General features: G+C 53.0%; 9 protein-coding genes. 5 read left to right on the forward strand and 4 right to left on the reverse strand.

Going from position 1 to position 12,897, the window contains the following annotated elements:
* Positions 1–129: 129 nt before the first annotated feature.
* Complete coding sequence (pal, locus tag AC6I7T_RS27460; protein WP_497791008.1) at positions 130–870, reverse strand: peptidoglycan-associated lipoprotein Pal; 741 nt, start codon at positions 868–870, stop codon at positions 130–132.
* Between the two features lie 986 nt (positions 871–1,856).
* Between pal and AC6I7T_RS27465 the strand changes: the two genes are divergently transcribed.
* From AC6I7T_RS27465 to AC6I7T_RS27480, 4 genes are all read left to right on the forward strand, one after another.
* The gene (locus AC6I7T_RS27465; RefSeq protein WP_497791009.1) at positions 1,857–2,318 is read left to right on the forward strand and encodes a DUF2628 domain-containing protein; all 462 of its coding nucleotides are present in this window, start codon (positions 1,857–1,859) and stop codon (positions 2,316–2,318) included.
* A gap of 30 nt (positions 2,319–2,348) precedes the next feature.
* Positions 2,349–3,101 carry a hypothetical protein gene (locus AC6I7T_RS27470; RefSeq protein WP_497791010.1) on the forward strand — a complete coding sequence of 251 codons (753 nt, stop codon included), beginning with the start codon at positions 2,349–2,351 and terminating at the stop codon, positions 3,099–3,101.
* Positions 3,102–3,124: 23 nt separating this feature from the next.
* Positions 3,125–4,129, forward strand: coding sequence for an SPFH domain-containing protein (locus AC6I7T_RS27475; RefSeq protein ID WP_497791011.1), 1,005 nt, complete (start codon positions 3,125–3,127; stop codon positions 4,127–4,129).
* 921 nt (positions 4,130–5,050) lie between these two features.
* Positions 5,051–6,778, forward strand: coding sequence for a methyl-accepting chemotaxis protein (locus tag AC6I7T_RS27480; protein WP_497791012.1), 1,728 nt, complete (start codon positions 5,051–5,053; stop codon positions 6,776–6,778).
* A gap of 183 nt (positions 6,779–6,961) precedes the next feature.
* Here the strand turns inward: AC6I7T_RS27480 and AC6I7T_RS27485 are convergent, their stop codons facing one another.
* Positions 6,962–7,183: a hypothetical protein gene (locus AC6I7T_RS27485; protein ID WP_497791013.1), complete on the reverse strand. Its 222-nt coding sequence runs from the start codon at positions 7,181–7,183 to the stop codon at positions 6,962–6,964.
* 478 nt (positions 7,184–7,661) lie between these two features.
* Between AC6I7T_RS27485 and AC6I7T_RS27490 the strand changes: the two genes are divergently transcribed.
* Positions 7,662–11,630: an Ig-like domain repeat protein gene (locus AC6I7T_RS27490; protein WP_497791014.1), complete on the forward strand. Its 3,969-nt coding sequence runs from the start codon at positions 7,662–7,664 to the stop codon at positions 11,628–11,630.
* Positions 11,631–11,792: 162 nt separating this feature from the next.
* Here the strand turns inward: AC6I7T_RS27490 and AC6I7T_RS27495 are convergent, their stop codons facing one another.
* Both AC6I7T_RS27495 and AC6I7T_RS27500 read right to left on the reverse strand, forming a co-directional pair.
* Entirely contained in the window at positions 11,793–12,377 is a 585-nt protein-coding gene (locus AC6I7T_RS27495) for an REP-associated tyrosine transposase (protein ID WP_497791015.1), read from the reverse strand.
* Between the two features lie 143 nt (positions 12,378–12,520).
* On the reverse strand, positions 12,521–12,649 hold the full coding sequence (locus tag AC6I7T_RS27500) for a hypothetical protein (protein WP_497791016.1): 129 nt from the start codon (positions 12,647–12,649) through the stop codon (positions 12,521–12,523).
* Positions 12,650–12,897: the final 248 nt, after the last annotated feature.

Below are 12,897 nucleotides of genomic sequence, written 5' to 3' on the forward strand. Positions count from 1 at the left end.
GGGGGAGAGCCAGACGAAGGACAAAAGAAAAAGGCCTCATCCGTGAGGAATGAGGCCTTTCAGCTGACCGGTTCTTAGCCGACCGGACTTTAGCTGACCGGTTTTAAGCTGCCCGGCCCACAGCTGTTGTTACTTCTGCAGAACGATGTGTCCACGGCGATTCTGCTGCCAGCAGGACTCATTCTCTTCGGAGCAGAAGGGACGCTCTTTACCGTAGCTGATGGTCTTGATGCGATCAGCGCTGACGCCTTGACCCACGAGAGCGGTCTTGACGGCATCGGCACGGCTCTCACCGAGGGCCAGGTTGTACTCAGCCGAACCACGGCTGTCGCAGTGACCTTCGACGATGATCTTCATGCCACCATGCTGGGACAGGAAGCCGGCATCGCCCGAAACTGCGGTCTGGTTGTCTCCGGAGATCTTCGAGTCGTCGTAATCGAAGAAGACGTCCTTAACGTTCTTTGCAAACAGTTCGTCATCGGAAGGAGCAGCCTCTGCAGCGGCTGGTGCCGGCAAAGGATTTACGGTGACGCGAACGCTGGCATCCGTTGAGCCTCCAGGGCCCTTGGCTGTCAGGGTGTAGGTCGTCGAGGCATCGGGAGTCACAGTCTTCGTACCCGAGGTGGGAACGGTTCCAACTCCTTCAATGGTGACGTCTGTGGCATCGGTGGTCTTCCAGCTCAAGGTCGTGGTCTGGCCCTGCTGAATCGTTGTGGGATTCGCGGTCAGTGAAGCCGTGGGGGCTGCTGGGGCCGGGGGCGGCGGCGGCGGAGGTGCAGGTGCCACCTTCTTTTTACATGCCGCAGTCATAACAAGGATGCCAGCCAATGCGGCCAGCTGAACGTAGGACTTCAATTGTCGATTTGTCATTCCATCCTCTCTTGCGAACCAAGGACTACAAAACGGTTCGTGAATTCCTTTCTCTCTGCTCCGTTTGAGATGTGTTGATGTGCCGGAAGTAGTTTTCCTTCACTGTCCGTATATAAGAATAAACCCCACTTATGGAAGTTGACTCGTTGGGTTTTCAAAGAGTTGCGTAAGAAGAGCTCAGGGGATACACACAAGCAGTCGCCCAATGTGATTTTGGGCACAAAAAAGGTATTGTTGCTTAGCTCCCGGCTGGGCTTGCCAACAGACCTGCTCTGCACCAACACTTCTTCGTCCTGCAGGAGTGCGAAATGAAATTACACTAACAATCTCTCATTTTAACCCGGTGTTCATCAACTGTCCCCCATCGGACCACCACCAAAAGTAGGAGGAGAATAGCTGCCGAAGTGCTCTTCAGCGCCCTACACGGCGAGAAAATGACAGCGTTGGCCAAAAAAATCGCTGTCAGAAAAATTTTTTACCCCGCCGAAAATTTGGTAACCGGAAATTGTGTAATTATGCCCAAACGGAATTTTCGTTAACACAAACGCAATCCACAAAATTGATTGAAATTCGGACACGAACCGTATGCAGGAAAAGCCGAAGGTCATCTGTGTACCCGATTTTGTGTAATTGGACCAAAGTTGAAATTCCCGGTTTCGGAGTGGGCCCCCTTCTTCTGGTCGTCTCCTTGGCTAATTCCGTTAAGCGCAGCGACTCGAAGCTCTGGTAGTTACGGAATAGTTCTCATGATTAACATATAAGTTAACAGATAGCCTGAGCTATCTCTGCCACTACCATCCATAGGTGGAAAAGACAAGAGAGTGCAGCGAAGAACCTAGTCCGGTCTTGGTCCGGCACTATACCTTCGGCTTCAACTTGAGGGTGACACTTATTTCGACAAGAGTTTTTCTGACGGTAGATCTTTAGCCCTTCCTAAGCTAAGCTGGTTCTACATATTTCACCAGTGATGATGAAGGAGCGAAGGTATGGCACAGTGCCCCACGTGTGGAGCTGGATTAGAAGCCTCTGTTGGACGTTGCCGTAAATGCGGAACACTTATTCAGACCCAGGTTGCGGCAAGTCAGCCAGTCACCTACACAGCGTCTGATCCTGGTGCTTCGATACCGAATCCCGCGGCTGCTCGGCTACAGCAATTTGCACCGGTCTTTGCCAGTCTGGGACCTTATTACAACCAAGAGTTCCAACAGATCATGCAGACCAACGAAGTTTATAAAGGCCGGTGGAACTGGGCTGCCTTCTTCTTTGGTCCTATCTGGGCTATCACTAAGGGGCTGTGGGTAAATGCAATCCTCCTCTTCGTTGTGAGTGTCATTCTCGTTTTTGCGACCTTTGGTGCAGGCAGCCTGGCGATCGCTGTGCTTTACGGGCTACGTGGAAATTACTTCTACTATTCCAAGCTCGTAAACGGGAAAGAACTGGCGTTTTGAAGAGGGACGATCCCAGGGAGCTTCGTTATCATGCAAGAACATTCCGGACTTAGTGCGCGGATGTGGCAGATTATCTCTGCCGTTTTGATTTTGACGACACTGGTTGCAGGCTATTTCGTAACCATGCCTCCGCGCAGTCTTCTGACCTGGGTAGTGATCGTCTTTCTTTGTGTGATCGAACTCACTCTTGGGATCTTTCTTTCACTGCATGCCGAAGCCGGTGCTCGGGGCAAGACCTCGCATCCGATGTCTTCGATCCTGACAACCAGCGTTGTTCTTTACGCTGTGGTTGGATTCGGGACCATCTGGATCCTTACCCGTTATGTTCGGGAGGCTGTCGAGAACTTCGATAGCATTCTGATTTCGGCTCTGGCTGTCGAGACCGTGCTATTCGTGATCGCTGCTGTTCTGCTGCAGCGGACGGATCTCGCTGTTCAGCCCAAGGATGCAGTTGCGAATCAGGCGAACAGCAAGGCAGTCGATAAGGGAGTACGGATTTCGGAGTTTATCGACGTGCTTCGCTCGCTCAAGCCGAAGGATCTGGACGAATCGCAGCGTATCGAGTATCTGGTCAAGAGCTTCGAGAGCTGCGAGTTTCAGCTGCAGCGTTCCTATCAGGTGCTCTCTCCAGAGATGGAGACTGCGCTTGCCGGGGCGGTCTCGCAGTTGGACGTCCTGGCTCCGCAGTTGCTGCGCGAAGGCCTGAATACAGCCACGCTGGAAAGTGTTGAGAACCTATTGAAGGATCTGCAGTCATCCGCCCGCAGGCTTGCCCTGCGATAGAAGAGATGAGTTAGGGAAGAGCAATGGCCATTCTGGATCTGATTGAGTTTTTCGACAACACCGGTGAGATTATTGTCACTCGCGAACCGAACGGAGATGGTTCCGCGCAGATTCGCCTGGGCAGCCAGCTTATCGTTCAAGAAGGCCAGGTGGCAGTTTTCTTTAAAGACGGCCGCGCGCTGGACATCTTCCATGCGGGACGCCACAAGCTGACAACCGAGAATCTGCCCCTGCTGGGCAAACTCATCGGCCTTCCCTTCGGGCGCTCTCCTTTTCGTTCCTATGTCTACTTCATCGCGACGAAGACCTTCACGGACATGGGGTGGGGAACACCTTCTCCGGTGCTCTTCCGTGACTCCGATTTCCGCATGGTTTCGTTGCGGGCGCATGGTAGCTACTCGATTCGTGTCCGCGATCCGCATCTCTTTCTGCACACCATAGTTGGAACGAAGGGCCTGGAGACGACCTTTCATCTGGAGGAGTTTCTTCGCTCGATCATCGTTTCGCGCCTGAATGAAGTTTTGGGCGGCATGATGAAGTCGATTCTCGACCTGCCGGTTCTCTACGGAAAGATTGCGCAGGGGATCAAGGACGCTGTACGTCAGGACTTCGAGCAATACGGCATTCAGCTGGTCGATCTACTGGTGAATGCCATCACGGTTCCGCCTGAAGTTCAGGAGATGATGAATCGGGCAACAGGAATCGCCGCACAGGATGCGGAGAAGTACCGTTCGATTGCCACGTCGGACGCCATGCGCGATGCTGCCCGGAATCCCGGAACACCAGGAACGGCCACAGGTGCAGGCGTTGGACTGGGTGTCGGTCTTGGACTGGCACAACAGATGGCCGAGAGTCTTCGTCCTCAGGTGACGGCTCCGCCGCCGAGTGCTTCTACTTCTGCCGGTCAGCGTCTCACGCCGGAAGAGCTGAGAGCAAAGCTGCAAAGTCTGAAGTCGCTCCGTGATGAAGGACTCATCTCCGACTCGGACTTCGAAGAGCAGAAACACCGCCTTCTGGCCCAGCTATAAGAATTGATAACGCGGTCTGTCCCTACGCAAAGGGCATTCCGTCTGTTCAAGCTAGTGGACAGGCGTTGTGTCAGGGCAGGACTTTAGTCCTGACGCAGCCATTTTCTTGAGAGTGGCTTGACATTCTCGGTAACGAATGCAACGGAGAATTGAGCAGGCCGAATAGTTGCAAGGTACCGTTTGAGGGTATCTTCGCGCTTGGAAGCAATGACCAGAACACGCGAACTGGTATAGGTCCAATGCCTTTGTTCTTTCCTTCACATGAGTTACCGAGAATGCTGCCTCTCTCTCAAAGAAGACTGTTTTCGGCTGGCCTGAAGGCCCAGCCCTAATAAGAAACATCAAGATCCGAGCTCCCGTTTCATTTATCGCGGGTCGGCTACCCCGGTGCAGGACTGACACAGGGCAAAAGCCAATTTGCCTTTGCGATTCCAATTGTGTACACGATTTTCTACTGTTATCGGCTCAGAAAATCTAGAAACTCCAAAGGGCATCCCGTCGGGATGCCAAGAGAATAGCCCAGGGTGAAGCGTAGCGAAACCCTGGGACAGCAACGCCCACAAGATCTCCGCCCCGTATGGGGCGGAACGAACTTTCGCTGTAGGGGAAAGATTTCGCCCCGCCAACTTCCGGGGCGGGCAATATTTAGTTTGTCCGTTACCCCGGGTTCCGCTACGCTTTACCCGGGGCTAATTTCGTAGCATCCCTCCGGGATGCTTTCGCAACGCAGGAACAATGCGAGGAGAAATGGAGACTTCTTTCCTCTCTTCCGCTGCTCCTCGTTTCCTGCCTTCCTGATCGGCAAAATGAAAATACATTAACAATCTCTAATTTTAACGGTCCTTTCTTCATCTGCTCTTCGGCATAGTCGATACCGGAGACATGAGAGAAGACTCTTTTATGGAGAGCAAGTTTTTGCCTATGCAGAAGCTTGCAGCGAAGATGCGCTCTTGGAGCTTGAGTCGAAAGATTCTTGCTACTTGCAGTTTATTGATGGCCTTGAACCTGACCCTGGGAATCGTTGCTCTCGGCAGTATGACGTGGACCCGTTCGATCGTTCGTACTCTGGCTACGCAGACTGTTCCTCAGCTCTCTCGTGCCGGAGAAATGACAGCTCTAGCTAAGGATCAGCAGTCGGAGGTCCTTCTGCATCTGGCAGCCTTCGAAACCGACGAAATGAGTAAGCATTCGGAGCAGATTCAGAAGATCGAAAATCAGCTCACTGAAATGCGCAAGAGCTATCCGGCTCGGAACTCGGAAACGAAAGCTGAGATTGAGCAATTCGCCGCTGCACAGGCACAATTTCTCCAGGCCTGGGGCGAAGTAAAGCAGTTGAGCGAGACGGGACAAAAGCTGACGGCCTGGGAGGCTTACAATCAGAAGCTTCTGCCCGTCATCGATGCCCGCGACAAAATCGGAGACAGGCTTGCCAGCCGGGCCGGGAAGGAAGCGGACAGAAATGCCCTGGCCGCTCAGATCGCCTCCGGCCTCACACCCGTAATCGTTTGTATCGTTATCGCAGCTTCTCTCGTCTGCGGCATCTGGCTTGCGATTATCTTTTCGAAATCCGTCAAGAAGGGAATCGCTCCCTTGCAGGAGGCGATGGAACGTCTCGGGCGTGGAGATCTTTCGGAGCGGGTGACTGTCACATCGATGGATGAGTTTGGGCAGATGTCCATTTTGCTGAACCAGTCGCTTGAGCTTCTGGAAGGCACGCTCGGCCGTGTCCTGGCGCATACGCATCAGCTTGCCGGGACTTCCGTCGAGATGCGATCGATGTCCGAGTCGTCACTGAATCAGAGCCGAAGAGATGTCCATAGTGCAACGCAGCTTGCTGCCACCATGCAGCAGATGGTGGCAACGGTGCATGAGATAGAGAAGAGCGTCTCTTCCGCTGCTCAAGGTGCAACCTCTTCGGAGGAGACGGCGAAGCGCGGTTCCGGCGTGGTGAAAGGAACGGTTACCAAGATTACCGAGGTGGAGCACGCGACGCGCGAGGTAGCTTCGGCAATCCGTTCCTTGAATCTATATTCCGATCAGATTGGTAGCATCGTGAAACTGATTGAGGAGATTGCAGCGCAGACGAATCTGCTTGCCCTGAATGCGTCGATTGAATCGGCGCGAGCCGGAGAGCATGGCCGCGGATTTGCTGTCGTTGCCGGGGAGGTCCGGCGTTTGGCAGAACGGACGGCGCAGGCCACAGGGCAAATCCGCCAGACCATTGACCTGATTCGTTCCGAGAGCAGCAAGGCGAATGGTTCGATGCAGCAGAGCGAACGACTGGTGGAGCAGAGTGTATCGATGGCCCAAGAGGCAGGCTCTGCGCTCATCGATATTGTGGGTACTTCAACCGAGCTGCAGCAGAAGGTGGAGCAGATTGCCTCGGCCAGTGTCGAACAGGGCTCGGCCTCCGAAGAGATCCGTCAGCACATTACGGCCATTGCCGCAAATACAAAGCAGCAGTCAATAGGAATCGAGAAGGTTGCGGAGTACAGCCGCACTCTCTCTGAATTTGCGATGGAGTTGGAGCAGTCGTTACAACAATTCACCTTGAGCGAGAGCAGCCATAAAAACAGCGAAGTGGCTATGATGCCATCGGCATCGGCTGCTTCGAGAACATCTGCACTGGTGTCCGCCGCAGTCCTTTAGGCGTCGTTGCCTACTTCGGACTGCGATTAAGCAGAGATAAAGAAAAGGTGGAGAGTCATAATGTCTCTCTCTCCCGTTAGGGAGAATACGAGAATAGCCCAGGATGAAGCGAGGCGTAAGCGAGCGGAATCCTGGGTTAGTCCGCATAAACAACGTGCCCGTCCCGTAGGGTCGGGGCGAAGCTCAGTCCCATACGAATCGCGGATCGTAGTCTATGTGATGCTTCTCGAGAAAGGCCAAAAACTCTGCTTGGAAATCTCTCTTACGATGGTGGTCTCTCTGGCCGTCGATATGCTTTGCTGTTGTCATCTTCTGAGCCTGTCCGATAGAAAACGCTCCATATCCTTCTTGCCAGGCAAAGTTCGCTAATCCCATATAGGCCCATAATTTGTTCTGAAGTTCCATCGAGATGATCTTGCGGCGCCCCTGTGTCGAAAAAACACAATGAAATAGCGAAGAACAATAGGTGTGCGCCATTCGGTACTTGTATCACACCTTCGTAATCAGTCTTCGCCCCGGCCCTTACGGGACGGGCCTCTATTTCACATCGAATAACCCAGGATTCCGCTCGCTTACGCTTCGCTTCATCCTGGGCTATGGTCGCCTTCTCCCTGCCGGGAGAAGTGGGAACATATGAGCCCTAGTGTCATCATCTGCTGCTTGCCCGGAATTCTGTTTTCCTTTTGGTCTTCGAATTGTAGATATCCCCAGAACCACGTCCCCGGGCTGTCGAATCGGAACGTCGAAATTTGTCAGCCTATCTGGACATTCGTTCTACAATGCTGAAAGCACCATTATTACTATTGAACTTCTATCTCAAGCTAGATAGCTTTCTGCCTGGCCTGGTACATAGGAATCTTCAATATCTCCTTTGGATTACTGTATGGCGAGACGAATGATACGGCCTTTATCTTGGTTAGCGACGCTTTCTTTTGCATCACTTAGCTTGGTTTTTTCCTCCTCCCTGGCAATAGCTCAATCTCAGATACGGCCCAGGGTCACACAGGCTGTCCGGGAGACAGCGCTGGTCACCTTGAAGGGGAATACCCATCCTCTGGCCCTCTCTCGCTACGACCAGGGGCGAGTGCAGGAAGATTTCGCCGTCGATCGTGCTCTTCTGATGCTGAAGCGCTCCGACGAGCAACAGTCTGCTCTGGAGAAATATCTGACTGAGTCGCACACGCCCGGTTCGGAGCAATACCATAAATGGCTGACGCCTGCTCAGTTCGGAGCTCTCTACGGTCCCGCCGACTCCGATGTGCAGGCCGTTGTCGCCTGGCTGCAATCGCATGGGCTCCGCGTGAATCAGATCACAAAAGGGAAGACCGCGATTGAATTCTCCGGAACCGAGGCTCAATTCCAAAGTGCCTTTCATGCGGAGATTCACAGCTACGCCATCAATGGAGAAAGCCATCACGCCAATGCCTCCGATCCCCAGGTGCCGGCAGCTCTGGCTCCCGTAATCGCCGGGCTTGCTCCGATAAGCGATTTTCGCCCCGTTCCGCACCTGCATGTCCAGGGGCAAGCGACCTATTCGCCGGAAACGCATAGCGCAACGCCGCAGTGGACCTATCCGAAATCCGCGACCGATGTAGCCTATCTGCTTTCTCCCGCCGATTTCGCGGTTCAATACAATCTGAATCCTCTCTACTCGTCTGGAGTAGACGGCAGCGGACAGACCATTGGAATCATCAGCGCCTCTAATATCGACATCGGCGTGGCCAGTGCTTATCGCGCTCTCTTTGGCTTGTCTGCCAATCCTCCGCAGGTGGTTATCGATGGCGCTGATCCAGGACAGAATAGCGCTGCTACGGAAGCTTATCTCGATGTCGAGATCGCGGGATCGGTTGCGCCTAAGGCAACGATCAATCTCTATACAGCAGCGAATACCGCATCACAGACGGGTCTCTATCTGGCAGCAATTCGCGCGGTAGAAGATAACGCTGCTTCGGTGCTGAGTCTCAGTTATGGCGAGTGTGAGATGCGGTTGGGTCCGTACGGAAACCAGTTCTGGAATAATCTTTGGCAACAGGCTGCAGCTCAGGGGCAAACGGTTCTCGTCTCTGCCGGTGATGGAGGCGTAGCCGGATGCGATAACTTCAATCTGCTCGGACGTCCAGCCTCGGGTGGATTGGCCGTTAGCGGCTTTGCCTCAACTCCCTGGAATGTCGCCGTCGGCGGCACAGACTTCTATTACAGCTATTACAACCAGCCCGGCTCTACAGCGCTCAACAATCAACTGGCTACGTATTGGAAGACGGCGACATCAACAACCCCGTCCGCATCTCTGCAGCAGGTAATTCCCGAGCAGCCCTGGAATAACAGTAGCTATGGCCTCAATGCGACAGCTCTCTATTCGGGAGCGATAAACATTGTTGCCGGAAGCGGTGGCGCCAGCACTGCTGCCATCTCATCTGTGAGCGGTTCGACTACCTTCCCGATCTTCAGTGGCTATCCAAAGCCGAGTTGGCAGGTTGCCACAGGCGTGCCCAAGGACGGGGTGCGCGACCTGCCCGATGTCTCGCTCTTTGCGGCCAACGGAGCGAACTACAGCTTCTATCCCATTTGCGCGAATGCCGTTGATTGCGTTTCGAATATCAGTCCGAATGGAGCAGTCAAGGTTACATCCGTCGGAGGTACTTCGGCCTCTGCTCCGGCTATGGCTGGAATCATGGCTCTGGTTAATCAGAAGTACGGTGCCCAAGGGCAGGCCAATTACGTTTTGTATCCGATGGCCAGCCAGTTTCCAGCCGTCTTTCACGATGTGACAGTGGGCACGAATGACGTTCCTTGCCGCTCTAGCTCAACCGATTGTAAGTCCGATCCCAGCAATATCTCTTCCTATGGAAAGTACAGCGCGACCGTTGGATACGATTTGGCGACAGGTCTGGGCAGTGTCGATGCCAATCTCCTGGTAACGAACTGGAACAAGATCACCTTCAAGCCCACGGCTACGGCTCTGACGGTCTCTCCCTCGACTCTGACGCACGGCAGCACCGCGACTTTGACAGCTCTTGTTACCTCCACTGCTGGAGGTGCTCCTACCGGTACCGTCGGCTTTACACCTAGTGGAATTGTTCCGGGAAGTTCCACGTCGGGAACCTTCACGGATAGCAAGGGTAATCAATTTTTAGTTTTTGGGGCATCTACTCTGGCCACACTCGACTCATCGGGAAAAGCTCAACTGTCTACCAGTGCACTACCCGGAGGAACCTATCAAATCCAGGCGCAGTATGGTGGAGATGGTACTTACTCTTCCAGTAAATCTTCATCAGCTTCTGTTACTGTGAATCCGGAAAACAGTCAGGTATACCTCTTTACGAACTATTATTCGTCCGGTTTTGCTGGTTCGGAGACCCCCCAGATACGTTATGGCAGTGGTGTAACTTTTCAGGCTCAGCCTGTCAGTTCAAGCCTGTCTCTGCCGGCTAATTCACCAAATGCAATCTCGGGGACAAATGGTAGAGCAACCGGTACAGTCACTTTCTCGGAAAGCGCCAGTGGCCTTTCTGCGACAGTGCCTGTTGGGTCGGACGGCATTGCCTCCTGGAATCCTGGAGCTTTGAGTATTGGCTCACACAGCGTAACGGCCAGTTATAGTGGTGATGCGAGTTTCAATCCGTCAAAGAGCGGAGCGTTTACCTTTACTGTTGGGCAGGGCATCGCATTATTTAGGCCCTATATAACACCTTCTGTAGCTTCAACGAATGGCAGCATCTCCATAACAGCTGTATCTAGTTCTAGTGCCGGGAGCACTCCCCCGACCGGGAATATTGGATTTGAGCTGAAGCCTCTTTATTCTTCTACTTCGACGCCGTATCTTACCTCGGCTCTGTCCTCGGGCATCACTTCGACCGGGCAGCCTTATTCCTATGCTGTGGCAACTTTCCAAAGCTTGCCTGCCGGGACCTATACTCTGATGCTGCACTACGCGGGCGATACAAACTGGCTTGGAATTGTATCGACTACAACGGTAAGTAGCATTCAGGTTCTACCCTCTTCATTGCAGTCGACAACTACTTCGCTTGGTTTGAATCCGACAAGTGTTACCGGCACGGGAACGGTAACGCTGACAGCTAATGTGCAGGGTGGATTAGGTTCGAGCGCATCTCCAACGGGACAAGTGTTATTTGCCATTGATGGGGGAACCCGTACGGTGGGAACGGCGTCGCTGTCTCCTAACGGAATCGGCGCCGCTACGGCTACTCTCAATATTTCAACCAGGGGATTACCCTCGGGAATCTATTCCTTTGTAGCGCGCTATCTTGGTGACCCAACCTATACGCCATCGAGCAGTACGCCTACTACGTTACAGGTTCTGGGGAATGGAGATTTCTCGGTTAACTCGCAAGTGCCAAGCCTCACGCTGAAGTCGGGAAGCAGCGGCACCGTTACGCTGAACCTGCTTCCGTTGAGCGGCTTTGCCGGAACCGTGAATCTGAGCTGCGCACCTTCGTCGAGCAGCATCGCCTGTAAGTTGAGTTCTGCTTCGGCAAGTATCAGCGGTGCAACTACCACGACCCTCACGATCGATACACAGACCCAGGTAACTAAGACGAGCAGCAATAGTTCCAAGACTTGGCCCTTCGGCGTTGCTGCGAGTGTGGCATCGCTTCTGCTGTTAGGCATGCCCGCAAGACGTCGTAGCTGGAGAGCGATGCTGGGTGTTGTGCTATTCCTCGTAGCTATCGGAGGGATGGGGGCTTGCAGCAGTTCTTCGAAGAACTCAGGTGGAACTGGAGGCGGCACCACTACCACGCAGAACGCCCCTGCCGGAAACTATAGCGTCGTAATCACGGGTCAGGCTAACGGCATCACGCATAACGTGAAGGTGAACGTCGTCGTGCAGTAGTTGGATAGTACAACCTAAAAGGGCACACCGGAGGAGGGCCAAGATAACAGCCACGGGTGTAGCGTAGCGAAACCCGTGGTGACTAATCTTGCGAAGGGGATCAATAAAGAAAGCAAATATGGCAGCATTTTCAGTTGTTGCAGCTATTCGTCAGGCCTTGTGTTAGGGCATGACTTTAGTCGTGCCGATGACAGATCCCTTAAGTGTTTCGGGCTTTAGCCCCTGTGCCTTTTTCTTTGCCAAATAGGTATAGCAATAGGGGTATTTCTCTGCTGAATCGACTAGTCCTGCTTTTACGGGGTTTTGGGCAATATATTCTCGAACTCGTTGGTAGCTTTCCTCATCTTTGATTCTCTCGTCGGAAAAACCAGGTTGCCACACTTCCCCGCTGTATCCCAATTCGCTCTTCAGGCGAAAGGGAAAATCGCCTTTGATCAATTGCATGGCCCTCTCAATGGATATTGTTTTATCTACTTCGATGAGAAGGTGCACGTGGTCTGGCATAACTACAAAATCATGTAACAGAAATTTCCGTGCTGCCACATAGGAACGTAGCACCTCGATAAATAGCAAGGCGTTCCGTTCCGATTGCAACAAGCGCTTTGCCATAAGAGTCTTGGTGGTGGTGAAAAATATACGTCGAGAACTGAGTATGGTTTTTCCATCGGCATTTCGATTAGGTCTTGCCATTTCAGGGGCTAAAGCCCAAACCTCTTTTCGCTGTCTTTGTGGCACGGCTAAAGCCATGCCCTAACACAAACCCATATCACATGGTGCAGACCGGGCAGATAAGCAATACTTTTCTGGAGTGTTTGATGATATGCGCATGTGTGGGCGAGGACGCCCACACGACAGCAGGCGAGGACGCCAGCGGTACTCTGTCTATGGCTCTAGGAGTCGTCCCGCTCGGGCTTCCAGCGGTCGTCGGGATAGTGCTCGATCCAGTTGTCGCGGTTTTCTTTCTTTTCCCACTCGCGGCGCTGTTCCTGTTCTTCGCGCTCTTCTCTTCCGTCACTCATCGTTCTCTCCTCATTTCCATTATAAAAGAGCGCTATCGAATCTTATGGCTTCTCCTCTTTATCGCCTTTTCCAGCAAAGTGTTCAGTCGATTCTCAAATTGATACAGTCCGGGAAGACAAAGATTAGAGAATGTTGTAACCGTCTCTCATGCTGAAACTTCTATCTTGCAATGCCGCTTGCCTTCCCCCAAGATGAAAAGTCCGGTACTAAGGTACCGACCTCAGTGAATCGTTTGTCTCAAGGTGTT

This window comes from Humiphilus diazotrophicus, assembly GCF_059726315.1.